Here is a 23,428-nt window from a genome sequence, read left to right as displayed (position 1 = left end):
TTCACGACTATGGAAACGATCGACGTGCGTGGGCTGCGGATGCGCTACGGCGCCACCGACGTGCTGCAGGACGTGAGCTTCACGGCCGGGGCCGGCGAGGTGCTCGCGCTGCTCGGACCGAACGGCGCGGGCAAGACGACCACGATCGAGATCCTCGAAGGCTTCCGGATCCGCTCGGCCGGGACGGTCGCTGTCCTGGGAACCGATCCGGCCCACGGCGACGAGGTCTGGCGCGCCAAGCTCGGCGTCCTCCTACAGTCCTGGCGCGACCACGGCAAGTGGCGGGTTCGCGAACTGCTCGCGCATCTCGGCCGGTACTACGAAGACCCGTGGGACACCGACGAGCTGATCGAGCTGGTCGGGCTGGCCGATCGCGCGGACCAGAAGCTCAAGACGCTGTCCGGCGGTCAGCGGCGCCGGCTGGATGTTGCCATCGGCATCGTTGGCCGGCCGGAGCTGCTGTTCCTCGACGAACCGACGACGGGCTTCGACCCAGTCGCGCGGCACGCCTTCCACGCGCTGGTCCGGCGGCTCGCGACCGAGCTGCGGACGACGATCCTGCTCACGACGCACGATCTCGACGAGGCGAGCAAGCTGGCCGACCGGATCCTGGTCCTCGCCGACGGCCGGGTTCTGGCGAGCGGGACGCCGGACGAGCTGACCCGCCAGATCGCCGGCCGCGACGAGGTCCGCTGGCGGGTCGGCGGTACGGCGTACGTGGAACTGACGGGGGAGTCGACGGCGTTCGCCCGCGAGCTGTTCACCCGGTACGGCGAGGCGGTGAGCGATCTGGAAGTCCGGCGGGCTCGGCTGGAGGACGCGTACCTGGCGCTGGTGGGAGGCGACCGATGAAGGCGTGGCGTGGATCCGGCGCTGTCGGGAGGGGATCGATGCAGGCGTGGCGGTTGGGATGGGCGCGTGGGGTGATCGAGCTGCGGCAGTCGTTCAGCAACGGCGGTGATCTGGTCAGCCACTTCCTGTGGCCGCTGCTGATGCTGGTGGCGCTGTTCTTCCTGCGCGACCGGGAGTTCGCGGGGACCGGGATCCTACTGGGCACGCTGGCGCTGCCGAGCATCCTCGGGATGAACGCCGCGATGGGCATGGTCAGCATGAGCCAGCAGCTCACCGCCGACCGCGAGGACGGCACCCTCCTGCGCGCGAAGGCGACGCCGTACGGCGTACAGGCGTACTTGGTAGGGAAGGTGATCTCGGTCGCCGGTGGCCTGATCGCGGATCTGGCGATTCTCTTCGTGCCGGCGATGTTCCTGGTGGACGGGCTGGTCTTCACGCCGTTGTCGTTGCTCGCGCTGGCGGGCGTCTTGTTGCTCGGGCTGGTCGCGACGTTGCCGATCGGAGCGATGCTGGGATCGGCGTTCCCCAGCGCGCGGGCGCAGGGGCTGGTGCAGCTGCCGGTGCTGGGGATGATCGCGATCTCGGGGATCTTCTACCCGCTGACGGCTCTGCCGGGGTGGGTGCAGGTGGTCGCGCAGGTGTCGCCGATCTACTGGCTGGGGCTCGGGACCCGGTCGGCGTTGTTGCCTGACGCAACCGTTGTGGTGGAGGTGGGCGAGTCCTGGCGGTCTGTGGAGACTGTGGCGGTGCTCGGTGCGTGGGGAGTGGTCGGCTTGCTTTTCGCGCCGGTGCTGCTGCGCCGGATGGCGCGCCGGGAGTCCGGTTCGTCGGTCGCCGTCCGCCGCGAGAAGGCACTCCAGCGCATCGGGTGACTGCCGGGTGCGGCGGGGTGCGGGCTGAGTTGCGCGACGTACGGCTAGTCGATGACGCGGACCTGGGCCGACGGGCCGGGGGTGAAGGCGACCTCGCGGGGCTCGGGGGTGTGGCCGGCGGCGCAGTGCATGCTGACGGTGACCTCCTCGCCGCAGCCGCGGTGACGGGCGATGAGCGGCGGGCCGTCGTCGAGCGGCAGGTGCTCGTCGCCCCACTGGACCAGGGCGACCATCACCGGGTAGAGGTCGAGGCCGGCCTGGGTCAGGCGGTACTCGTACCGCTCGCGCTGCCCGGGGAGCCGGTACGGGACGCGGCGCAGCAGGCCGCGGTCGATCAGGCGCGCCAGGCGGTCGGTGAGCACCTGGCGGGGGATCTCGGTCCGGGCCCGGATGTCCTCGAACCGGCGCAGCCCGACGAACACCTCACGCAGGACGTGGAACGTCCACTTCTCGCCGAGGATCTCCATCGTCCGCGAGATCGTGCAGTTCGCCGTCGACCACCGCAGCGCCTCGGGCATCGTCTCCTGCTCGCTCATGGTCCCACGATAAGTCCACTTGACAGACTCAGCCAAGCCCCGCACCCTGAATCCGTGAAGCAGACTCAGCTGGTAGTGCCCGCCCCGGTCACCCGCCGTACCGACGACTTCCTGATCCGGCGGGCGGTCGCGGGCGACCGCTGCAAGCTCTCCGCGATGCTCGACGGCCTCTCCGAACTGAGCCTGTACTTCCGCTTCCAGACCGCCGTCGGCCATCCACCCCGCGCCGCCGTGATCGAACCGCTGCTGAGCTCCTCCGGCCAGTCCTGGGTTGCCGAGCGCAACGATCACCTCGTCGCGCACGCCATGTGGGCCTGGGTGTACGGCGCCACCGGCACCCCGACCGCCGAGCTCGCGGCGATCGTCGCCGACCCGTACCAGGGCCGCGGCCTCGGCACCCGCATGCTGGACCTCGCCGGCGCCCACGCCCACGCCGCCGGTGCCCGGCAACTCCTCCTCGTCGTCAGCGCCGCCAACGACCGAACCCTCCGCCTCATCCGCCGCCGCTGGCCCACCGCTCCGGCCGACCGCGACGGCCCGCTGATCAACTTCACCATCCCCACCACCTGAACCACCCCGACCAGGCTCGTGCGTGAGTGAAGGGGATAGGGGAGCAGGCCGCCCCGAACCGCCTGTGGCCTTCGGCCACGGCGAGACGACCGGCGCGGGCGCCGGCCCGGTCTCGTGCCGGGCACACGCCGCTGGGTGGGTACGTCAACGGTCCGCGGGTGCCCGGAACACCCGCGGACCGTGGTGCCAGCAACCAGCGGCCGGCGAACCGGCGTACCGGCGTACTGGATCAGCCGAACATGCCCGGCTCGTAGGCCCCGGCGGGCTGCTGGACGATGACGTTGATGCGGTTGTAGGTGTTGATGATGGCGATCACCGAGATCAGCGCGACCAGCTCGTCCTCGGTGTAGTGCTTGGCGGCGTTGGCCCAGACCTCGTCGGGGACGCCGCCGGCGGCGTCGGCGATGCGGGTGCCTTCCTCGGCCAGTTCGAGGGCGGCGCGCTCGGCCTCGGTGAAGACGGTCGCCTCGCGCCAGGCCGCGACGAGGTTGAGCCGCTGCGGGGTCTCGCCGGCGGCGACGGCGTCCTTGAAGTGCATGTCGGTGCAGAAGCCGCAGCCGTTGATCTGGCTGGCGCGCAGCTTCACCAGCTCCTGCGTCGCCATCGGCAGGCTCGACCCGCTGAGCGCCTTGCCGGCGGAGTTCACGTACTTCAAGACCTGACCGGCCAGTGCGTTGCTGTGAAGGTCGATACGGGCGTCCATCAGGATCCTCCAGGTGATTTCGTCTGTTACCCCTCAGACACACGCACCCACCCAGGTGTGACACGGCCGCGGTGTGACTCACGTCTCCATGGCGAAATGAGTACCCAGAGCGGGGCCCGCGAGGTTTGCGCGGGCCGCGACCGTCGCAGACTAGGCAGGGAACCCCACGCTGAGGAGTCCAGATGACGTTGGACCGCCACTTCGTCCACCGGGTGGAACACTCGACAATCCAGTCCCGGTATCCGCGGACCGTCGGGCGGAACGCCCGGCTCGGGAGCCATGGGAACGGTGGCGTCGACGACGTCGTAATCCTGCACACCGACACCGGGAAGACCGGCTGGGGGCTCGCTGCCGGGCCGGTTCCCGAGGAGGTGGTCGGGCGGTCGGTCGGGGAGTTGATCGATCCGGCGACGGGAGTGACCGAGCCCGGGCTGCGCGGACTGGACTTCGCGCTGCACGACCTCGCGGGACAGATCCTGGACCTGCCGGTGCACGCGCTGCTCGGCGGGCGCGGGAGCACGACGATTCCGATCTACGACGGCGCGATCTACTTCGCCGACCTCGACGACGCGGGCGGCGTGGACGCCGTACTGGCGCACTGTGCGGCCGACGACGCGGCCGGGTACCGCGCGTTCAAGCTGAAGATCGGACGCGGGAACCGCTGGATGGACCGGGCGGCCGGCGACGCGCGGGACATCGAGGTGACGCGGGCCGTGCGGGCGGCGTACCCGAAGCACCGGATTCTGGTGGACGCGAACGACGGGTACGACTGCGACGGGTTCATCGAGTACCTCGAAGCGGTCGCCGACTGCGACCTGTACTGGGTCGAGGAGCCGTTCCTGGACGACGCGGACGACCTCGCGCGGCTCAAGAAGCACCTGCAGGGCTCGCAGACGCTGATCGCCGAGGGCGAGTCCAACCCCGACCTGGAGCCGTTGTTGGAGATAGCGGCCAACGGTGACATCGACGTGCTGCTGATGGACGTGGTGTCGTTCGGCCTGACCAGCTGGCGCGAGGTGATGCCCAGGATCGCCTGCCAGGCGTCGCCACACGCCTGGGGACTCCCGCTCAAGACCCTGTACGCCGCACAGCTGGCCGCGGGTCTCGGCAACGTCCCGACCGTCGAGGGCGTGCCCGGTACGACGGACGGCGTCGACACGAGCGCCTACCGCTGGGCAGACGGCAACCTGACCGTCCCCGACCGCCCCGGCTTCGGCCTGACGCTCGCCTGAGACCCGCCTTGCGCGCCCGGGCGCAGCCCGCTTAAGGTGCGACCGACAACTGAACACGCTGTTGATCCGCGGCGGGAGAACCCTGCCGCCGTGCAGGTGCCGTAGGAGCAAATCCTCCCCGGGAATCTCTCAGGCCCCCGTACCGCCGCGGTCAGGCAACTCTGGAAAGCAGCCGGACGTCCGGCTCACCGACGGTGCAAGCGAGGCCCTGGACGACGGGCGCGCGGAAACTCTCAGGTCCCATACAGAGCGGGGAGGAACCCCGATCTCGTGGCGCGTGCCACCTGGATTCTGGAGTTCCTCATGGCGGGTTCACCCAAGTACACGGCCCTGCGCGCCGAGCACGAACGGCTCGGCGCGAGCTTCACCGACTTCGGCGGCTGGCAGATGCCGCTCAAGTACCGCTCCGAGCTGGCCGAGCACCACGCCGTACGACGCTCGGCCGGGCTCTTCGACCTGTCCCACATGGGTGAGGTCTGGGTGACCGGCCCGGACGCCGCGGCGTTCCTCGACCACGCGCTGGTCGGCAAGATCTCCGCGATGGCGGTCGGCAGGGCGAAGTACTCGCTGATCTGCGCCGAGGACGGTGGCGTGATCGACGACCTGATCACCTACCGCCGGCCGGACGCGTTCCTGGTCGTCCCGAACGCCGGGAACGCCGAGGTCGTCGTCGCCGCGCTGCACGAGCGGGCGAAGGAATTCGACGTCACCGTCGACGACGCCTCGGCACGGACCTCGCTGATCGCCGTCCAGGGCCCGAAGGCCGAGGCGATCCTGCTCCGGCTGATCCCGGCCGGGCAGCAGGAGCTCCTGACCACGCTCAAGTACTACGCGGCCGTCGAGATCACCGTGACCGACCTGGACCTGCTGGTCGCGCGGACCGGCTACACCGGCGAGGACGGCTTCGAGATCTTCGTCGCGAACGACGACGCCACCGACGTCTGGCGCGCCATCGAGGCCGCCGCCGTGGACGGCGAGCTGACGCCGTGCGGTCTGGCCGCTCGTGACTCGCTCCGGCTGGAGGCCGGGATGCCGCTGTACGGCAACGAACTCTCCCGCGACGGCGACCCGTTCGCGGCCGGTCTCGGCGGAGTCGTTGCACTGAGCAAGGAACAGTTCGTCGGCAAGGAAGCCCTTGCCCACCGCAAGACAGTCTTTGCCAATAGCAAGGAAGTGGGCTCGGCCCGCAAGCTCGTCGGCCTGACCGGCACCGGCCGGCGGTCGCCGCGCAGCCACTACCCGGTCCTCAAGGACGGCGTCGTGGTCGGTGAAATCACCTCCGGCCAGCCCAGCCCCACGCTCGGCGTACCGGTCGCTCTGGCCTACGTCGACGCCGAGCACGCCGAGCCGGGGACCGCACTGCACGTCGACCTGCGCGGCAAGCCCGAGCCGTTCGAAGTGACCGCTCTGCCCTTCTACCAGCGCCAGAAGTGAGGACCCACCATGCCAACAGTCAAGGCTGGACTGCAGTACTCCGACGAGCACGAGTGGGTCGCCCGCGAGCAGGCCGGGACGGTCGCGGTCGGGATCTCCGCGATCGCGACCGACGCCCTCGGTGACATCGTCTACGTCGAACTGCCCGAGGTCGGCAGCACCGTCACCGCGGGCGAGACCTGTGGTGAGGTGGAGTCCACCAAGTCCGTCTCCGACCTGTACTCCCCGGTGTCCGGCGAGATCACCGAGGTGAACCCCGCGGTCGCCGACGACCCCGCGGCGATCAACGAGGACCCGTACGGCGTGTGGCTGTTCAAGGTGAACGCCACCGAGGGCGGCCCGCTGCTGTCGGCCGAGGACTACGCGGCCAAGCACGGCGGTGAACTGTGAGCACCTTCCAGCAGGTCGTTGCCCCGAGCCTCGATGCGGACCTCGCCGACCTGGACCCGGAGATCGCCGCGAAGATCGCCGACGAACTGACCCGGCAGCGCGACGGCCTGGAGATGATCGCCTCGGAGAACCACACCGCGGCGGCCGTGATGCAGGCCCAGGGGTCGGTGCTGACCAACAAGTACGCCGAGGGCTACCCGGGCCGCCGGTACTACGGCGGCTGCGAGCACGTCGACGTGATCGAGCAGTTGGCGATCGACCGGGTGAAGGCCCTGTTCGGCGCGGCGTACGCGAACGTGCAGCCGCACTCCGGCGCGCAGGCGAACGCTTCCGTCATGCACGCGCTGATCCGTCCGGGCGACACGATCATGGGTCTCAACCTGGCCCACGGCGGGCACCTCACGCACGGCATGAAGATCAACTTCTCCGGCCGCCTGTACGACGTGGTGCCGTACCAGGTGCGTGCGGACGACCACCGGATCGACATGGCCGAGGTCGAACGGCTTGCGCACGAGCACCGGCCGAAGCTGATCGTGGCCGGCTGGTCGGCGTACGCGCGGCACCTGGACTTCGCGGAGTTCCGGCGGATCGCCGACGCCGTCGACGCGTACCTGATGGTCGACATGGCGCACTTCGCCGGGCTGGTCGCGGCCGGCCTGCACCCGTCACCGGTGCCGCACGCGCACGTCACCACCTCGACCACGCACAAGACGCTGGCCGGTCCGCGCGGCGGGATCATCCTGACCAACGACGCCGACCTGGCCAAGAAGATCAACTCCGCCGTCTTCCCCGGCCAGCAGGGCGGCCCGCTCGAGCACGTGATCGCGGGCAAGGCGGTGGCCTTCAAGATCGCCGGGTCGGAAGAGTTCCGCGAGCGCCAGGAGCGCGTGCTCGCGGGCGCCCGCCTGCTGGCCGAGCGCCTCAACCGGCCGGACGTCGCCAAGCACGGCATCTCGGTCGTCTCCGGCGGGACCGACGTCCACCTCGTGCTGGTCGACCTGCGCGACTGCGTGCTCGACGGTCAGCAGGCCGAGGACCGGCTGGCCTCGATCGACATCACCGTCAACCGCAACGCCGTACCGTTCGACCCGCGGCCGCCGATGGTGACGTCGGGCCTGCGGATCGGTACGCCGGCGCTGGCCACCCGCGGCTTCGGCGAGGCGGCGTTCGCCGAGGTGGCCGACATCATCGCCGAGGCGCTGACCGCCGACGCCGACGCCGACCTGTCCGAACTGCGCCGGCGGGTCGCCGTACTGGCTGCCGCCCACCCCCTGTACGCCGCGTCCTGAGCTTGTCATCGAAAGGATGACAGAGGGCTTGTCATCCTTTCGACGACATGCTAGAACAGTGGTGCGTGTTGACAGACCGGACAACGATCTGTGGAGGTGGGAAACGATGTTGATGCGCACTGACCCGTTCCGGGAGCTGGACCGGCTGGCTCAGCAGCTCAGTGGTGGGGCGACGGCGGGGACGTGGTCGAAGCCGAACCCGATGCCGATGGACGCCTACCGCTCCGGTGACGAGTACGTCGTGCTGTTCGATCTTCCGGGCGTCGCGCCCGACGCGATCGACCTCGACGTCGAGCGGAACGTGCTGACGGTGAAGGCCGAACGGCGGCCGGCGCCGGTGGCCGAAGGGGTCGAGATGCAGATGTCCGAGCGGCCGCTCGGGGTGTTCTCCCGGCAGCTGTTCCTCGGCGACGGGCTGGACGCGGAGCGGATCGCCGCGTCGTACGACAACGGCGTCCTGACGCTGCGCATCCCGGTGGCCGCGCAGGCCAAGCCGCGCAAGATCAAGATCGATGCTGCCGGCAACGAGGCGCGCCAGCTGGACGCCTGACCCACCACGGCCGCTCGCCCGCGGCCACTTCGAGGCTGGAGACACGATGGAGCAGGACGCCACCGCCGCGGCCGACGTCGCCTTTGTGGGCGACGTGGTCGCGCGGCGTACGGAGGCCGGGATCGAGCGGGCCGAGCTGCTCGCCGCCCTGGCGCGGATCCGGAGTCTTCGCGAGCAGCTGACCGCGTGGGAGCCCCAGCTGATCGACGCCGCCCGGGCGGTGGGCGTCAGCTGGGCGGACCTCGCGCCGGCCCTCGGAGTGGCCAGCCGGCAGGCCGCCGAGAAGCGGTACCTGCGGCTCAACGCCGACGCGGCGGCGCCGGCGATGACCGGCGAGCAACGGGTGCAGGCGGCCCGGGACCAGCGGGCGGGCGACCGGGCCGTGGTCGCCTGGGCCCGGGACAACGCCGCCGACCTGCGGCGGCTGGCGGGACAGGTCAGCGCCCTGGACGGGCTCGACCGACGGACCCAGGCGAGTGTCGACCGGGTGCACGACGCCTTGGGTGGAAGCGATTCGTCCGCGCTGCTCGGACCGCTGGCCGAGGCCGGCCCGCGCCTGGCCGTGGACCACCCGGCACTCGCCGAGCGGATCTCGGCGGTCGGGGACCGGACCCACGAGATCCGGGAGGCCCGGCGTACGGAACGCTGAGAGGGGAGAACGAACGATGAAGCTGCTGTTCGAAGTCCGTCCCGTGGAGCACCTCGAAGCCAGCGTGGACTACTACCGCGGCCTCGGGCTGGAGACGCTCGGCTGGCCCGACGACGAGACGGCGTTGCTCGGCCCGCACGAGGGGACGGCGACGATCGTGCTCGTGCGCGACCCGGCCGAAGCGGCGCTGGGCGCGGGAGGCGTGTACGACGTGGGTGATGTCGACACGTTCTACGAAGAGCACGGCGAGCTCGACTGGCTGATCGCGCCGGTCAGCACGGCCCTCGGCCGGTACGCCGTGTTCGCCGACCGCACCGGGACCTGCTTCCGCGTCCTCGACCCGGACCCGCACCTGGGGACGGAGACCGGCGCGAGCTTTCGGCTGTATGCCGCCGCGAGCTGAAACGGCCCCGGCATGACAACAGCAGGGGGAACGAATCTCCCTGCCGTCTTCAGGTTATAGCGCAGGTGGGGACTTGCCGCAAGGCCCAGGAGGTGCTGCAGAATTCCGCGAGTTGCTGATCGACAGCTCGGGGAATGGGGACTTGTGGTTGACGTACTCGTGGTGGGCAGCGGTCCCACGGGGTTGATGCTGGCGGCGGAGCTGCGGCTGCACGGGGTGGACGTGCTCGTGCTGGACAAGGACGCCGAGCCGACCAGGGTGGTGCGGGCGCTCGGCCTGCACGCGCGGTCGATCGAGGTGATGGACCAGCGCGGGCTGCTCGAGCGCTTCCTCGCGGTCGGTACGAAGCACCCGGTCGGCGGGTACTTCGCGGCGATCCCGAAGCCCGCGCCGGCGTTGGACACGACGCACCCGTACACGTTGGCGATCCCGCAGCCGACGATTGACCGGATCCTGGCCGAGCGCGCGGCCGAGCTCGGGGCCGAGATCCGGCGCGGCGCCGAGGTGGTCGGGCTGAGCCAGGACGAGCGGGGTGTGGACGTCGAGCTGGCCGACGGGACGCGGCTGCGCACCGGGTACGTCGTCGGGTGCGACGGCGGCCGCAGCACGGTGCGCAAGCTGCTCGGGATCGGGTTCCCCGGCGAGCCTTCGCAGGTGGAGACGCTGCTGGGCGAGATGCACGTGGGCGACGCGCCGGACCGCGTGAACGCCGTGCAGAACGAGGTGCGCAAGACCGAGAAGCGGTTCGGGCTGATGCCGCTCGGGGACGGGGCGTACCGGGTCGTCGTACCGGCTGACGGTGTGGCCGAGGACAGGAACGTGCCGCCGACGTTCGAGGAGTTCCGGCAGCGGCTGATCGTTGCCGCGGGCACTGATTTCGGAGTGCACTCGCCGCGGTGGTTGTCGCGGTTCGGCGATGCCACGCGGCTGGCCGACCGGTACCAGATCGACCGGGTGCTGCTGGCTGGCGATGCGGCCCACGTCCACCCGCCGCTCGGTGGTCAGGGACTCAACCTCGGGGTCCAGGACGCGTTCAACCTCGGGTGGAAGCTGGCCGGTGAGATCAACGGCTGGGCGCCGGCCGGATTGCTGGAGAGCTACGAGACCGAACGCCGTCCGGTGGCGGCCGCCGTACTGGACAGCACGCGGGCGCAGGGCGTGCTGATGTCGCTCGACGCCGGGCCCCAGGCGCTGCGACGGCTGTTCTCGGAGCTGATGGACTTCGAGGACGTGAACCGGCTGCTGATCGAGAGGATCGTCGCGATCAGCATCCGGTACGACGTTGGCGAGGGCCACGCGTTGCTCGGCCGCCGGCTGCGGGATCTGGAGCTGAAGGGCGGTCGCCTGTACTCCTGGATGCACGAAGGTCGTGGCCTGCTGCTCGACCAGACCGGTCGGCTCTCGGTGGACGGTTGGGACGACCGCGTCGATCACGTGGTCGACGTCAGCGAGGAGCTGGACGCTCCCGCCGTACTGCTGCGGCCGGACGGGCACGTCGCGTGGGTCGGCTCGGACCAGGCCGACTTGGTCTCCCACCTCCCACGCTGGTTCGGGCGACGGTCGGGAGCCTGAGAGTTGTCATGCCACGGCGGGTGAGGCGGCGTCGGGGATCACCAGTGTTGGTCGGCCTCCGGTGATCGGGGTGGACCAGATGTCGGTGCCCTTGTCGGGGCGTTGGAGGGCGTAGAGCAGCGTGGTGTTGTCCCGCCAGAGGACCTGGTCGTCGAGGTGCCGTTGCTCGGGTGGGTAGGTCACGCGGCGCGTGGACAGGTCCAGTACGGCGATGCGCCAGGTGCCGTCGGGGCTCTTCTGCTTGAAGGCGACGCGGCGACCGTCGGGGGACAGGGACGGACACTCGGCGTTCTCGAGGATCGCGGTGCCGCGGTAGGAGCGGTAGTCCGCTTCGATGAGGTAGGTCTTGCCCTTGCTGCCGAGGGTCGCGTAGAAGCGGTTGCCGTCGGCCCCGAAGGTGATGCCCCAGTAGTTCGCGTCGTGGGCGAAGTACCTTTGTCCGTTCACGAAGACGGGGAGTTCCTCGATGCTCTTCACCAGCCGGCCGGTCTCCACCTCGTACAGGCCGCTGCGGGTGGAGAAGCCGGTCGCGGCGTACGAGTCGCCGGTGACGAACAGCGTCCAGTTCACGATCTTGCCGTCGGGGGAGACGCGGGCGCGGCTGGGGGTGCCGGGGAGCGTCTGCTTGTGCCTGATTCGGAGATCGGGGCCGAGGACAAGGACTTCGGTGAGTGGGGGCAACGATCCGAGTTTCGTGCGCAGGCAGACTCCGGTGCCGTGAGCAACGGCGAAGCGGTCGCAGTGGAGGTCCGCGACCTTGCGCGGGGAGCCGGTCGCGAGCTTTCCGTACGACGGTCCGGCGGCGGTGTTGCGAAACAGCAGGGTGCCGGGTTCCAGGGTGACTTCGCCGGGGGCGACTGGCTGGGCGTCGACCGCCGGGCCGTCGCCGCGTGCTGATACGACGTACGCGAGACCTCCGCCGATCAGCACCAGGGTGCCGATGGCGCCGAGCAGGAGTTTCCTCATCGCTTGACCTCCCAGGGTTTGAACGCGGCGGCCGCGAGGGTGACGACGAGCAGCGCTGCGGTGGTTGCGATCAGTGCTGGTCGTAGGTCCCACAGGGTCCAGGCCAGGCCGACCAGCACGGCCGACACCATGCGCGCGAGCGCTTGGCCGGTCTGCAGCAAGGCGAGGCCGCTCGCCCGCAGGTGCTCGGGCAACAGCGGGCCGGCGGTCGCCGGCAGTACGCCGTCTGTTGCGGCGTAGAAGCAACCGTGCAGAGCCAGGGCGACGACCGCGATCCACGGGCTGGTCGCCGGACCGCAGATCAGCAGCAGCGCGACCACCAGCGCTGCGTGCCCGGCGAGGAACACCTTCCACCGCCCGACCCGATCGGCCAGTCGTCCGAGCGGAACGGCGAGCAGGAGGAACGAACCGGCGGTGCCCAGTGCGAGGAGTGGGAACCAGGTGCTCTCGATCTCCCAGCGGCGCTGCAGCGCGAGGTAGACGAACGAGTCGGTGATCGTCACCAGCCCAAGCCCCGCAGCCCACACACAGCACCGCCGGAAGGACGAGATCCTCAGCAGCCCCAGCATCGTGCGCAGCGGGACGGGCTCGCGGGCTTCGCCCGCCTCGCCCCCGGATGGGGGTGGAGAGGAGGCCGGCCGCCCCCGAACGCCAGTCGGCTGCGCCGACGGCGGCCGGTGGTCCTTCACCAGCAACACCAGCAGCAGGACTCCGCACCCGGCTATGCAAAAGCTGAACACGAAGACCGCGTCGTACGAGCCGAGGCTGGCCCACAGGACGGCTACGGCGACCAGAGGGCCTAGGAAGGCGCCGAAGGTGTCCAGGGCTCGGTGGACGCCGAACGACCGGCCCAATGTCTCGGGGGAGCTGCTCAGTGAGATGAGCGCGTCTCGTGGGGCTGTGCGGATGCCCTTGCCTGCTCGGTCGACGGCTAGGACCGCGCCGATCGCGGCTACCGACGAGCCGGCAGCGAGCAGACCGAGTTTGCAGACGGCGGAGAGGGCGTAGCCGATTCCGGCGACGGTTTTCAGGCGGCGCCAGCGGTCGGCTGCGTGGCCGCCGACCAATCGGAGCAGCGCGGTCGAACCGGCGTACAGGCCGTCGAGCAGGCCGAACTGCAGCGGGTTCAGACCAAGCCCGAGGACGAGGTAGAGCGGGAGGACCGCGGTCACCATCTCGGCGGAGATGTCGGTGACCAGGCTGACGACCCCCAGGGCCAGGACGTTGGGCGGGACGCGGTGCCACCGCGGGGTGCCGCCGACCCGGCGCGTGGCCTGGTCGGCGGCTCGGCTGTTCGCCAGATACATCAGCCGTCCCGTCAGTGGCAGGTGTAGGTCGGGCTGCTGTCGAGCACCTTGCTGTCCAGGCCGATCAGCTGGCTGGAGAAGGTGGTGTCGGTCATCGAGAGCTTCAGCGCGCCGTACGTCGACAGGATCTTCGCGGTCGCCGGGTGGCCCGAGTGGACGTCGTACAGGGGCGCGCCGCCCATCCCGCCGATGATCTGCACCGGACCGTTCGGATCGACCTGGCCGTTGACGTTCTGCGGCAGGAAGCGCTCGTAGTGGTGGTCGTGGCCGTTGAGGACGAGGTCGACCTTGGCGCCGACCAGCGTCTGCCACAGGGCGATGCTGTCGGGGTTGTCGCCGTGGTCGCCGGAGCTGAAGCGCGGGTGGTGGTAGTACGCCGCGACGCAGCCCTTGGTGTTGTTCGCGAGGTCCTGCTTGAGCCAGGTCAGCTGGGCCGGTTCGGCCAGGCCCTCTCCGGTGACGAAGTCGTTGGAGTCGAGCGCGACGAAGTGCCAGTTGCCCTTGTCCCAGCTGTAGTACTGCTTGCCCTGCGGCGTGGCGATCGAGCCGAAGTAGGACCGGTAGCCCGCGAAGGGCGTGTCGTCGTACGACTCGTGGTTGCCCGGGATCGGCTTGGTGATCGCCTTGAACTTGCCCCAGGTCTTGTCGTAGTAGTTCTTGAAGTCGGACAGGTGCGCGTCGTCGTACTGGTTGTCGCCCATCGTGATGACGTTCGCCGGGTTCATCGCCTGGACCAGGCGGGCGGTCTTCGGGTGCACGCAGCTGGAGTCGGACTCGGTGCACCGGTCGGCGATGTCACCGGCCGCGGCGAGCACGAACGCACCGGTGCCGCCGGCACTCGTCTGCACGCTGATGGCTTGGCTCAGGCCCGACTGGTTGCCGGCCAGGTCGCGGGCGCGGACGGCGTACTGGTACGTCGTACTGTCGGTCAGGCCGGTGTCGTTGAAGACCGGGGACTCGGTCGACGCGACGACGACGCCGTTGCGCAGTACGTCGTACCCGCTGACGCCGACGTTGTCGGTCGAGGCGGTCCACTTGAGCGCGGCCGAGGTCGCGGTGACCGCGGTGGTCTGCAGACCGGTCGGGACGGTCGGTGGTTGGGTGTCGCCGCTGGAGTCGGCGGTGCCGTAGACCTCGAGCTCCCACAGCGAGTACCCGTACGGCGTGGCGCGCTGGGTGCCGACCAGGCGGACGTAGCGGCCGTGGGCGGTCAGGCCGGTCAGGTCGTCGGTCCCACCGTTGCCGTTGGCAACGTCCTGGACGGTCCGGAAGTCGGTGCCGTTGTCGGACACCTCGATCCGGTAGGCCTTGGCGTAGGCGGCTTCCCAGTTCAGCTTCACCCGGCGGATCGCGGCCGGCTGGCCGAGGTCGACCCGGATCCACTGCGGGTCGACGCCTTCGGTGCTGGCCCAACGGGTCGTCGTACTGCCGTCGACGGCGAGCGCGGCCGGCAACGTGTCGTCTTCGATGCTCGAGGCAAGGACTGGTTGCCGCTTGGACAGCAAGGTGTCGGCGGCGTCGGCCTGGGCGCCGCCGAGGGCGACCAGGAGGGGGAGCGGTAAGAGGACAGCGAGGAACTTGCGATAGGACATCGGGACTCCTGACGGGGCGATCGGAGCTAACTAACAGGAAACTTACCTAACAATTAATCCCGGGTCCAGAGGTCGCGGCTCTTGACGGGCGCCCGGTCGGCGATCACGCTCGGTACAACGGTTGGGGTGGCCGGGTTCCGTTGTGGGGTGGGGGATCGTGGCGCGTGCAGTGGTGGGACCACCGGCAGGTCCGGTGCCGACAGCGGTGACGCAGGACCTGAACCGGTTAGGTGCGGCGCTGGACCAGCAACTGCCGGCGAAGGTGAAGGACAACCTGCTGATCGGCACATGGAACGTACGCGGCTTCGGTGGCCTGACGCCGAAGTGGCAGTCCGGTCCGAAGGACAGCCCGCGGCGGGACTGGCACGCGCTGGCGTGCGTCGCGGCCGTGGTCGAGCGGTTCGACGTGACCGCGATCCAGGAGAGCAAGCGGGACACGACCGCGTTGATGGCGCTGCTGCACCACCTCGGTCCGCGCTACCGGGTGATCGTGTCGGACGCGACCGAAGGTGCTCCCGGCAACGCGGAACGGCTCGCCTACGTCTACGACTCCGACCGGGTGCAGCCGTCCGGGCTGGTCGGCGAGATCGTTCTGCCGGCCGCGGCCGACGACAAGGTCGAGCAGTTCGCGCGGACGCCGTACGCGGCGGCCTTCGTCCGGGGCGGCACGGACTTCATCCTCACCACCGTGCACGTGCTGTGGGGCAAGGGCCCGAAGGACCGGCTCGGCGAGGTCCAGGCATTCGCCGACTGGATGCGCCAGTGGGCCGACCGCCCGAAGGACTGGAACCACAACCTGCTCGTGCTCGGCGACTTCAACCTGGACCGGATCGACGACCCGCTGTACGCCGCGTTCGTCTCGACCGGTCTGTGGCCGCCGCCGGACCTCGGGCTGGTCCCGCGCACCATCTTCGACAACGACAAGGACCACCACTACTACGACCAGATCGCCTGGTTCAACGACCCGACCAAGGCCGACCTCCCGCCGATGCTCAACGGCCTGACCTTCACCAACCGCTGCGGGAGCCTGGACTTCGTCCCGCTGGTCCTCACCGACCTGACCAAGTCCCAGCTGTCCTTCCGGATCTCCGACCACTATCCGCTCTGGGTGGAGTTCACGGTCTGATGGACGCGGTCTCGATGGTGTTCACCGACATCGAGGGGTCGACCGTGCTGCTGCGCCGGCTCGGCGACAGCTATCTGGAGGCGCTGGAAGGGCACCGGCGGATCCTGCGCGCGGTCTGGCGCGAGTACGACGGGATCGAGCAGGGGACCGAGGGCGACAGCTTCTTCGTGGTGTTCCCGACGGCCGCCGGTGCGGTCGGAGCCACGGTCGAGGGGCAGCGGCGGCTCGCCGGCCACGAGTGGCCGGGTGGCGAGCGGCTGCGGGTGCGGATGGGAATCCACACCGGTACGCCGGGCATCTCCGACGGCGACTACTGGGGAATGGACGTGCACCGGGCGGCCCGGGTCGCGGCGGCCGCGCACGGCGGGCAGGTGATCCTCTCGGCGACGACCGGCGAGCTGATCCGCCAGGCACTGCCCGACGGCGCGGTGCTGCGGGACCTGGGCACCCATCACCTCAAGGACATTCCCGAGCCCGAGCGGCTGTTCCAGGTCACCGTCCTCGGGCTGGAGGAGGAGTTCCCGCCGCCGCGGACGTTGGGGACGGCAACGAGTCTGCCCGTTCCGGCGACCGCGCTGCTGGGACGGGAGGCAGATCTGGTCCGGTTGGGCGAGCTGGTCCGGCAGCCCGACGTACGGCTGGTGAGTCTGGTCGGGCCGGGCGGTGCGGGCAAGACCCGGTTGGGGATCGCGGTGGCCGCCGGGGCGATCAAGCAGTTCCCGGGCGGGGCGTACTTCGTTCCGCTCGCCGACGCGGTGTCCGAGGAGGTGATGTGGTCCTCGATCGCCGAGGGGCTCGACGTACCGCCGCGCGAACGGACGCCGGCCCGGCTGACGGCGTACCTTGCCCAGCGCACCTTGCTGCTGGTCCTCGACAACCTCGAACAGGTCGACGGCGCCGACCGCGTGGTCGCGCAGATCCTCGACCGGGCGCCGCAGGTCAAGGTCGTCGCCACGTCGCGGCGTCCGCTCGGGCTGGTCGCCGAGCGGCAGCACCTGGTGATGCCGCTGGATCCCGGCTCCGCCGCGGTCGAGCTGTTCGTGCAGCGCGCGACCGCCGTACAGCCGGATTTCAGCCCCGATCTCGCCATCGTCCGGGAGATCTGCGAACGGCTCGACGGCCTGCCGCTCGCCATCGAGCTGTGTGCGCCGCGGATCCGCGTGCTCAGCCTGGAGGAGCTGCTCGACCGGATCGACGACCCGCTCGACATCGCCTCGACCAGCCGGGTGACGCCCGACCGGCACCGGACGTTGCGCGACACCATCGCCTGGTCCTACGACCTGCTCAGCCCCGAGCACCAGCGCGTCTTCCGCCGGCTCGCCGTCTTCTCCGGCGGCGCCGATCTGGCCGCGATCACCGCGATCGCCACGGACAGCGCCGACCCGTTGGACGCCGTCGCCGAGCTGCACGACGCGAACCTGATCACCGTCACCCAGGGCGCACCGACCCGGGTCGCCTTCCTGCAGACGATCGCCCAGTACGCCGGGGAGAAGTTGGCCGCGACCGACGAGTCCGAGGCCCTGTGCGCCGCCCACGCGGCGTACTACGCCGATCTCGGCGCCGGCCTCCGCGGCCTGCGCGAGTCCCGGCACGGGACCGCCCTCGAACGCGTCGAGACCGAGCTCGGCAACTTCCGCGCGGCGTTGTCCTGGGCAACCACGGCAGACGTTGCCCAAGGCATCCGGCTGTGCGCGGCGCTGAGCTGGCTGTGGATCCTCACCGGGGACGTTCCGGAGGGCCGCCGCTGGCACGAGGACGTGCTGGCCCGGGCCGGGACGGCGTACCGTTCGGCGGACCTGGCCGCCTGCCGGCGCGGACTGTCCAACCTCCTGCTGGTCCAGGGCGAGGTGCAGCGGGCACTCTCCGAGGCCTCGAAGGCTCTTGAGCTGTCCAGGTCTCTCGACGACCGCGCCGGCGTCGTCTGGGCGATGAGCCTGGTCGGTACGGCGCAACGCCACCACGGCGAGCTCGACGCCGCGCGGCAGACGCTGACCGAGGGACTCGAGCTCCACCGGCAACTGAACGACGACAACGGCCGCCTGGCCCGGTTGCTCGGCAATCTCGCCGGAATCGAGGAGGAGCTCGGTCGCCACGACCGCGCCGAGGCGCTGCTGCGCGAGTCCCTTGCCGTGCTCAACAAGATCGGTGACGCCCACGAAAGCGCCATCCAGGGCCAGAATCTCGCCTACCTGCTTGCGCAGACCGGCCGGGTCGAGGAGGCCGACACGCTGGCCCGCGGACTGATCCCGACGGTTCTGAGCCTCGGCAGCCCTAGCCTGACGATGGCGTTCTCCAACACGATGATGACGATTCTCGCCCGGCAGGGCGACGCCGTCGCTGCCGCGCGCCTGTTCGGCGCGGAGGAAGCGATGGGAGAACGGCTGGCGATACCAAATCCTTATCTTGCCGAAGAGCTCGACGAGGCTTCAGGGCTTGTGGCCGCGGTGATCAACCCCGAGGATTGGCAGGCCCACCGGCGGTACGGCCGCGCCGAGCGCGTCGAGGACCTGCTCGCACGTTTAACGATCGCGGCCGAGGGGGCAAAGGAGTCCTACGACCTGGGTCGGCCAGGTGGCTGATGATCGGAGTTCGGCAATGCAGTGGTACCTGGATGTCCTGAAGAAGTACGTCGTGTTCAGCGGCCGGGCGCGCCGCAAGGAGTTCTGGATGTTCACGCTGTTCAGCGCGATCATCTCCATCGTGCTGGGTGTCATCGACCGCGCGATCGGCACGGACAACGCCAGCGGGACCGGCCTGCTCGGTGGGATCTACTCGCTGCTCGTGCTGCTGCCGAGCCTCGCGGTCACCGTGCGGCGGCTGCACGACACCAACCGGAGCGGGGCCTGGATCTTCATCGGGCTGATCCCGATCATCGGGTGGATCGTGCTGCTGGTCTTCACCGTCCAGGAGGGCACGCCGGGCGAGAACAGCCACGGCCCGGACCCGAAGGCCGCCGAGCGGTTCGGCACCGCGGCCGGCAGTGCGGAGCCGGGGTACCCGACCGCCTGAGCTCACGCTCACCGGAGCCCGCGCGCCGTTTCGGTGCGCGGGCTCCGTGCGTCAGGCCGGCGGGATGTTCTGGTTGAGGTGGAACACGTTGCCGGGGTCGTACGCCGACTTGGCCGCGCTCAGCCGGGCCTGGTTCGCCGGGTCGATGCCGGTGACCATCCGCTCGTGCCCGGAAAGGTTGTGCAGGGCACCGATCCAGCCCAGGATGTGGTCGTCGCGGGCCGGTGACGCCCAGCGCGCGATCGGCGCGAGCACCCACGGCGCCTGCCGGAACGGCGCCGGCCAGCGGTCCGCGCCGGCGGCCACGGCACCACCCCAGGGCGCGATCGCCATCCGGACCACGGTCTGGTCGGGGACCTGGGCCATCCATCCGGCGTACTCGTCGATCGCCTGGTCGGGCAGTGACCGCAGGTACTCCGTCCGCCAGAAGCTGCGCAGCCCGGCGGGCCCGTTCGGGCTCGGCCTGATCGCGGCGGGCGCGGTTTCCGCCTGCTGGACGAAACCGGGGCCGAGGGCAAGCAGCGCAGCGATCAGCTCGGTCAGTTCCCGCGGCGAGCCGGTGTGCACGGCGAGCACCTTGGTCACCAGCCCGCCGTTCAGCTCCGCCGGTACGACGGTGCCCGGCGGGTCGGTCATCGCCACCACCGCGCCGCCGAGCGCGTTCGGCGGCGCGCCGTCGAAGATCCCGCGGAACGTCCGGACGACCTCGCCGTACGCCGCCCACGGCCACAGCAGCGTCGTGGTCGCGACGGCCGGGATCGGGTGCAGCCGGAACGTCAGCGCGGTGGCGACGCCGAAGTTGCCGCCGCCCCCGTGCAGGGCCCAGAACAGGTCGGGGTGCTCGGTCTCGCTCGCCGTGAGCTGCTGCCCGTCCGCGGTCACCAGGTCGATCGAGACCAGGCTGTCGCAGGCCAGGCCCAGTTCGCGTTCGAGCCAGCCCGAGCCGCCGCTGAGGGTAGGTCCGGCCACGCCGGCCTGGTCCTGGCGGCAGCCGGTGGTCGCCAGCCCGTGCTCCTGCGCCGCGCGCCCGACCTCGGACCAGGTCGCGCCTCCGCCGACCCTGGCGAGCCGCGCGACCGGATCGATGCTGACCGAGTTCATCCGGCGCAGGTCGATCACCAGGCCGCCCTCGGTGGTCGAGTTGCCCTGGCGGCTGTGACCACCGGACCGGACGGCGATCTCCAGCCCGGCGTCGATGCCGTGCCGGATCGCGGCCGCGACGTCGTCAGCCGTCGCCGGCTGCGTGATGAGCTGGGGGAAGCGGTCGACCATGCCGTTGAAGACGGCACGGGCCTCGTCGTACTCGGGGTCCCCGGGGCCGAGCACCCGGCCGCTGAAGGCGGCGCCCGAAGTGCCCGGCGGGAGGCCGGTGGTGGACATCAGGGAACTCCTTCGTGGACAGGGAACGGCTGCACGGTGGAGCGTGCCCTCCAGTGTCCGCATCCTGGATAGACAACTGGTTGACGTCGGCCGCGGCCGGTCAGCGAGACAGGGTCGGCTCCAACTGACCGGCGAGCCGTACGGCGTCCGGGTGGTCGAGGTCGCGCAGGATCTCGGCCGCCGAGGCGCGCGCCTCGAGCGCGGCCTGGCCGTCGTCGAGCGCCTCCACGGCCGCCGCGTAGTTGATCAGCGTGCGCGCCTCGTTGTAGCGGTTCCCGAGCTCGCGGAACGCTTCGAACGCTTGCCGGTAGCAACCGGCGGCCTCTGCGTAGTGGCCGAGGCCGCGGTGCGAGGTCCCGAGGGTGTCCCAGCCGTTCGCGAGCCCGTGCTGGTCACCGGCCCCGTCCCAGAGCTCGACCGCCTGCAGACAGATCGGTACGGCGACCGAGTAGTCCCCGGTGGTGTTGTACTCGTTGGCCAGGTTGTTCAGCGCGCTGGCCCGCGACGACACGTCCGAGGACAGCTTCACGGCCTTCTGGAACTGCTCGATCGCCTCGGCGGACCGGCCCTGGAAGCTGCGCAGGTTGCCGAGGCTGTCCACCGCGTTGGCCTCTTCGGTGGTCCGCCCGGCCGCGTGGAAACCGGCGATCGCCCGGGTCAGGTGCTGGTCGGCGGCGTCGTACTGGTGCAGCCAGGTCTCGGTCTTGCCGGCCACCATGCTCGCGGTGGCGATCAGGTAGTCGTCGCCCAGCCGGGTGGCCGCGGCGAGCGCCCGCTCGTACACGCTGAGCATCTCGGCCCACTGGCCGGAGCGCAGGAGATAGGTGTTCACCGTCCAGGCCAGCTGGCCGACGTACACGTCGAGGCCGGCTTCGGCCGCCAGCCGTTGACACGTGCCGATCATCGGTGACTCCGCGGCGAACCACGCCCAGGCGGCCGCGCGGTCCTTGATCGGGCGGACGGTGACGTCGTCCCGCAGCGGGACCAGCGGGATCGTGCGCCGGGTCGGATTGAGCAGTACGACGGCCGCTCGCGCGGTGTACAGCGTGTGGTTGAGTGCGCGGACCAGGGCGTCGTGGCGCTCCTGCGGGTCGCCCGCGGCGGCCTTCTCCACGCCGTACGCGCGGACCAGGTCGTGGAAGGCGAACTCGCCGGGACGCTCCTCGGTGATCAGGTTGACGCGGCTGAGCTCGGCGATCAGGCGCCGGGTCTCGCTGACCGGAAGGCCGGCCAGGCTGGCGGCTCCGGTCAGGTCGTAGCGCGGCCAGGGCGCCGGGCACATCACCCGGAACAGCCGGGCGCTGTCCGGGCTGAGGGCGTTGTACGACCAGGAGAACACCGAGCGGACGTCCGCGCCGTCCAGGTCCTCGAACGCGTCCAGTCCGTCCCTGTGGCTCAGCTCGGCGGCGATCGCGGCCAGGCTGAAGCCGGGATTGACGATGGCCCGCGCGGCGACCAGGGAGATTGCCAGCGGCAACCGTCCGCAGCGGCGCAGGATCTCCTCGGCGGCCTCCGGCTCGGCGCCGACCCGGCGGGCGCCGAGCTTGCCGACCAGGAAGGTCCGGGCCTCGGCCGGTTCCAGGACGTCGAGCGTGATCAGGTCCGCGTCGTCGGTGACGAGCAGACTCGTCAGGCGGTCCCGGCTGGTGATCAGGACCAGGGACGTGGCTTCGCCGGGAAGCAGTGGGCGGACCTGTTCGGCGTTCTTGGCGTTGTCGAGCAGCAGCAGGATCCGGCGGCCGGACAGCAACGTCCGGAACATGGCCGCTCGGCCGGCCAGGTCCCTCGGGATCGTCTCGGCCGGTACGTCGAGGGCCTCGAGCAACGAGCGCAGCGCGTCCTCGGGAGCGACGGGCTCGGCGCCCGAGGCGAAGCCGCGCAGGTCCAGGTACAGCTGACCGTCGGGGTAACGGCCGGCGAAGCGGTGCGCGAGATGGACGGCGAACGTCGTCTTGCCGACGCCGGCCATACCGGTGATCACGGCGACGCCGGCACGGTCGAGCTTCTGCACGGCCGCGAGGAGCTCGGTCTTGCGACCGCTGAAGCCCCGGTGGTCGGCGGGCAGTTGCGCGGGCACCGGGCGCGCGGTGCTGGGGTCGTCGGGTGAGCCTGCCCCGGCGCGAAAACCCGAGCCGGGGCGTGCGGTGGCGGCGCTGTGCTGTGCCGGCGGGACCTCACCCCGCAGGACCTGCTCGTGGAGTTCCTGCAGCGCCGGTCCCGGATCGATACCCAGCTCGTTCGCGAGCAACTTCTGGCAGTCCTGGTACACGGCGAGCGCCTCGGCCTGCCGGCCGGACCGGTACAGGGCCGTCATGTGCAGCTCGCGGAAGCGTTCGTCGTACGGGTGCTCGGCGGTGATCGTGGCCAGCTCGGCCGCGGCCTCGGTGGCCGAGCCGAGCTCGAGCTGCGCGGTCATCAGCAGCTCCAGCGCCGCGAGACGCAGCTTGCCGAGGTAGACGCGCTGGGTCTCGGCGTACTCCCCTGGAATGCCGGCCAGGGCGGTGCCGTGCCACAACGCGAGCGCCTCGCGCAGCAGCCGCTCGGCGCGGCCGAGGTCGCGGAAGTTCGCCGCCGCCTGGGCATCGGCGACGTGCTGCTTGAACACCCCGAGATCGAGCGTCCCCGCGGCGGCGGTCAGCGCGTACCCGTCCCCGATCGACGCGATCACCGACTGCGCCGCCGGACGGCCCGGGTCCAGCACCCGGCGAAGCCGGTGCACGTACGTCCGGACCGTCTGCGCCGCCGACTCGGGAATGTCGCCGCTGCCCCACACCGCGTCGATCAGCTCCCCGATCGTCGCCTGGGCGCCCTCCCGGACCAGCAACGCCGCGAGCACCGCCCGCTGCTGCGGCGACCCGAGCCGCAGCTCCGTCTCGCCCTGCCACGCCCGCACCGGCCCGAGCACGGTGAACCAGGACGCGGTCCGGTCGTCCGCCACACCCACCGCCCCAGAGAGTAGTTCACCTTTCAAGAACTATCGTCCCATGCCGGGTCTA

General features: G+C 70.6%; 21 protein-coding genes and 2 riboswitches. Of the genes, 14 read left to right on the top strand and 7 right to left on the bottom strand.

The genetic code is table 11. The features are described from left to right. Positions 1 to 9 precede the first annotated feature (9 nt). On the top strand, positions 10 to 852 hold the full coding sequence (locus ABD235_RS13845) for an ABC transporter ATP-binding protein (RefSeq protein ID WP_344174032.1): 843 nt from the start codon (positions 10 to 12) through the stop codon (positions 850 to 852). 38 nt (positions 853 to 890) lie between these two features. Beyond that, complete coding sequence (locus ABD235_RS13840) at positions 891 to 1,724, top strand: ABC transporter permease (RefSeq protein ID WP_344174030.1); 834 nt, start codon at positions 891 to 893, stop codon at positions 1,722 to 1,724. Between the two features lie 44 nt (positions 1,725 to 1,768). Here ABD235_RS13840 and ABD235_RS13835 read toward each other — a convergent pair whose 3' ends face one another. After that, entirely contained in the window at positions 1,769 to 2,260 is a 492-nt protein-coding gene (locus ABD235_RS13835) for a winged helix-turn-helix transcriptional regulator (RefSeq protein ID WP_344174028.1), read from the bottom strand. A 54-nt stretch (positions 2,261 to 2,314) separates the two neighbouring features. Here ABD235_RS13835 and ABD235_RS13830 point away from each other — a divergent pair, with 54 nt between their 5' ends. Then, positions 2,315 to 2,830, top strand: a complete 516-nt coding sequence (locus ABD235_RS13830) for a GNAT family N-acetyltransferase (protein ID WP_344174025.1) — start codon at positions 2,315 to 2,317, stop codon at positions 2,828 to 2,830. Positions 2,831 to 3,059: 229 nt separating this feature from the next. On the opposite strand, the gene ABD235_RS13825 is transcribed toward ABD235_RS13830, so the two are convergent. Next, positions 3,060 to 3,533, bottom strand: a complete 474-nt coding sequence (locus ABD235_RS13825; RefSeq protein ID WP_344174023.1) for a carboxymuconolactone decarboxylase family protein — start codon at positions 3,531 to 3,533, stop codon at positions 3,060 to 3,062. 182 nt (positions 3,534 to 3,715) lie between these two features. Between ABD235_RS13825 and ABD235_RS13820 the strand changes: the two genes are divergently transcribed. The 8 genes from ABD235_RS13820 to rox all read left to right on the top strand — a co-directional run bounded on the left by ABD235_RS13820 (position 3,716) and on the right by rox (position 11,052). Next, positions 3,716 to 4,765 carry a mandelate racemase/muconate lactonizing enzyme family protein gene (locus ABD235_RS13820; RefSeq protein WP_344174021.1) on the top strand — a complete coding sequence of 350 codons (1,050 nt, stop codon included), beginning with the start codon at positions 3,716 to 3,718 and terminating at the stop codon, positions 4,763 to 4,765. A 62-nt stretch (positions 4,766 to 4,827) separates the two neighbouring features. Beyond that, positions 4,828 to 4,920: riboswitch (glycine riboswitch) on the top strand. Continuing rightward, positions 4,921 to 5,023, top strand: a riboswitch (glycine riboswitch). 45 nt (positions 5,024 to 5,068) lie between these two features. Then, positions 5,069 to 6,199, top strand: a complete 1,131-nt coding sequence (gene gcvT / locus ABD235_RS13815) for a glycine cleavage system aminomethyltransferase GcvT (RefSeq protein WP_344174019.1) — start codon at positions 5,069 to 5,071, stop codon at positions 6,197 to 6,199. A 9-nt stretch (positions 6,200 to 6,208) separates the two neighbouring features. Continuing rightward, the gene (gene gcvH, locus ABD235_RS13810; RefSeq protein WP_344174017.1) at positions 6,209 to 6,589 is read left to right on the top strand and encodes a glycine cleavage system protein GcvH; all 381 of its coding nucleotides are present in this window, start codon (positions 6,209 to 6,211) and stop codon (positions 6,587 to 6,589) included. After that, positions 6,586 to 7,878 (top strand): serine hydroxymethyltransferase, encoded by a 1,293-nt coding sequence (glyA, locus tag ABD235_RS13805; RefSeq protein WP_344174015.1) that lies wholly within the window; start codon positions 6,586 to 6,588, stop codon positions 7,876 to 7,878. The genes gcvH and glyA overlap by 4 nt, the downstream gene beginning before the upstream one ends. Positions 7,879 to 7,984: 106 nt before the next feature. Beyond that, positions 7,985 to 8,428: an Hsp20/alpha crystallin family protein gene (locus tag ABD235_RS13800; RefSeq protein ID WP_344174013.1), complete on the top strand. Its 444-nt coding sequence runs from the start codon at positions 7,985 to 7,987 to the stop codon at positions 8,426 to 8,428. A gap of 46 nt (positions 8,429 to 8,474) precedes the next feature. Continuing rightward, the gene (locus ABD235_RS13795) at positions 8,475 to 9,077 is read left to right on the top strand and encodes a hypothetical protein (protein WP_344174011.1); all 603 of its coding nucleotides are present in this window, start codon (positions 8,475 to 8,477) and stop codon (positions 9,075 to 9,077) included. Between the two features lie 16 nt (positions 9,078 to 9,093). Continuing rightward, positions 9,094 to 9,480 carry a hypothetical protein gene (locus ABD235_RS13790; protein ID WP_344174009.1) on the top strand — a complete coding sequence of 129 codons (387 nt, stop codon included), beginning with the start codon at positions 9,094 to 9,096 and terminating at the stop codon, positions 9,478 to 9,480. Positions 9,481 to 9,624: 144 nt separating this feature from the next. After that, positions 9,625 to 11,052: a rifampin monooxygenase gene (gene rox / locus ABD235_RS13785; RefSeq protein ID WP_344174007.1), complete on the top strand. Its 1,428-nt coding sequence runs from the start codon at positions 9,625 to 9,627 to the stop codon at positions 11,050 to 11,052. Positions 11,053 to 11,058: 6 nt separating this feature from the next. On the opposite strand, the gene ABD235_RS13780 is transcribed toward rox, so the two are convergent. From ABD235_RS13780 to ABD235_RS13770, 3 genes are read right to left on the bottom strand one after another with little or no spacing between them, the layout of a single operon-like run. After that, positions 11,059 to 12,018 (bottom strand): TolB-like translocation protein, encoded by a 960-nt coding sequence (locus tag ABD235_RS13780; RefSeq protein ID WP_344174005.1) that lies wholly within the window; start codon positions 12,016 to 12,018, stop codon positions 11,059 to 11,061. Beyond that, a complete protein-coding gene (locus ABD235_RS13775) occupies positions 12,015 to 13,325 on the bottom strand; it encodes an MFS transporter (protein ID WP_344174003.1) in 1,311 nt (436 codons plus the stop codon). Before ABD235_RS13775 ends, ABD235_RS13780 begins: the two co-directional genes overlap by 4 nt. Before the next feature lie 11 nt (positions 13,326 to 13,336). Beyond that, positions 13,337 to 14,917, bottom strand: a complete 1,581-nt coding sequence (locus ABD235_RS13770) for a discoidin domain-containing protein (protein ID WP_344174000.1) — start codon at positions 14,915 to 14,917, stop codon at positions 13,337 to 13,339. A 193-nt stretch (positions 14,918 to 15,110) separates the two neighbouring features. Between ABD235_RS13770 and ABD235_RS13765 the strand changes: the two genes are divergently transcribed. From ABD235_RS13765 to ABD235_RS13755, 3 genes are read left to right on the top strand one after another with little or no spacing between them, the layout of a single operon-like run. Continuing rightward, positions 15,111 to 16,043 carry an endonuclease/exonuclease/phosphatase family protein gene (locus ABD235_RS13765; RefSeq protein WP_344173998.1) on the top strand — a complete coding sequence of 311 codons (933 nt, stop codon included), beginning with the start codon at positions 15,111 to 15,113 and terminating at the stop codon, positions 16,041 to 16,043. After that, complete coding sequence (locus tag ABD235_RS13760) at positions 16,043 to 18,622, top strand: adenylate/guanylate cyclase domain-containing protein (RefSeq protein ID WP_344173996.1); 2,580 nt, start codon at positions 16,043 to 16,045, stop codon at positions 18,620 to 18,622. The genes ABD235_RS13765 and ABD235_RS13760 overlap by 1 nt, the downstream gene beginning before the upstream one ends. Before the next feature lie 16 nt (positions 18,623 to 18,638). Next, on the top strand, positions 18,639 to 19,052 hold the full coding sequence (locus tag ABD235_RS13755) for a DUF805 domain-containing protein (protein WP_344173994.1): 414 nt from the start codon (positions 18,639 to 18,641) through the stop codon (positions 19,050 to 19,052). Positions 19,053 to 19,103: 51 nt separating this feature from the next. On the opposite strand, the gene ABD235_RS13750 is transcribed toward ABD235_RS13755, so the two are convergent. Further along, on the bottom strand, positions 19,104 to 20,432 hold the full coding sequence (locus ABD235_RS13750) for an FAD-binding oxidoreductase (protein WP_344173991.1): 1,329 nt from the start codon (positions 20,430 to 20,432) through the stop codon (positions 19,104 to 19,106). Positions 20,433 to 20,532: 100 nt separating this feature from the next. After that, a complete protein-coding gene (locus ABD235_RS13745; protein WP_344173989.1) occupies positions 20,533 to 23,376 on the bottom strand; it encodes an AfsR/SARP family transcriptional regulator in 2,844 nt (947 codons plus the stop codon). Positions 23,377 to 23,428 lie beyond the last annotated feature (52 nt).

It is taken from the genome of Kribbella lupini (assembly GCF_039529595.1).
GTDB classification, from domain to species: domain Bacteria; phylum Actinomycetota; class Actinomycetes; order Propionibacteriales; family Kribbellaceae; genus Kribbella; species Kribbella lupini.
Note: the sequence above shows the minus strand (reverse complement) of the source record. Positions and strands in the feature narration are given on the sequence as shown.

Coding starts and splice junctions, on each gene's coding strand:
- ABD235_RS13845 (WP_344174032.1), top strand. CDS start 10: ATGGAAACGATCGACGTGCGTGGGCTGCGGATGCGCTACGGCGCCACC.
- ABD235_RS13840 (WP_344174030.1), top strand. CDS start 891: ATGCAGGCGTGGCGGTTGGGATGGGCGCGTGGGGTGATCGAGCTGCGG.
- ABD235_RS13835 (WP_344174028.1), bottom strand. CDS start 2,260: ATGAGCGAGCAGGAGACGATGCCCGAGGCGCTGCGGTGGTCGACGGCG.
- ABD235_RS13825 (WP_344174023.1), bottom strand. CDS start 3,533: ATGGACGCCCGTATCGACCTTCACAGCAACGCACTGGCCGGTCAGGTC.
- ABD235_RS13820 (WP_344174021.1), top strand. CDS start 3,716: ATGACGTTGGACCGCCACTTCGTCCACCGGGTGGAACACTCGACAATC.
- gcvT (WP_344174019.1), top strand. CDS start 5,069: ATGGCGGGTTCACCCAAGTACACGGCCCTGCGCGCCGAGCACGAACGG.
- gcvH (WP_344174017.1), top strand. CDS start 6,209: ATGCCAACAGTCAAGGCTGGACTGCAGTACTCCGACGAGCACGAGTGG.
- ABD235_RS13800 (WP_344174013.1), top strand. CDS start 7,985: ATGTTGATGCGCACTGACCCGTTCCGGGAGCTGGACCGGCTGGCTCAG.
- ABD235_RS13795 (WP_344174011.1), top strand. CDS start 8,475: ATGGAGCAGGACGCCACCGCCGCGGCCGACGTCGCCTTTGTGGGCGAC.
- ABD235_RS13790 (WP_344174009.1), top strand. CDS start 9,094: ATGAAGCTGCTGTTCGAAGTCCGTCCCGTGGAGCACCTCGAAGCCAGC.
- ABD235_RS13780 (WP_344174005.1), bottom strand. CDS start 12,018: ATGAGGAAACTCCTGCTCGGCGCCATCGGCACCCTGGTGCTGATCGGC.
- ABD235_RS13775 (WP_344174003.1), bottom strand. CDS start 13,325: ATGTATCTGGCGAACAGCCGAGCCGCCGACCAGGCCACGCGCCGGGTC.
- ABD235_RS13770 (WP_344174000.1), bottom strand. CDS start 14,917: ATGTCCTATCGCAAGTTCCTCGCTGTCCTCTTACCGCTCCCCCTCCTG.
- ABD235_RS13760 (WP_344173996.1), top strand. CDS start 16,043: ATGGACGCGGTCTCGATGGTGTTCACCGACATCGAGGGGTCGACCGTG.
- ABD235_RS13755 (WP_344173994.1), top strand. CDS start 18,639: ATGCAGTGGTACCTGGATGTCCTGAAGAAGTACGTCGTGTTCAGCGGC.
- ABD235_RS13750 (WP_344173991.1), bottom strand. CDS start 20,432: ATGTCCACCACCGGCCTCCCGCCGGGCACTTCGGGCGCCGCCTTCAGC.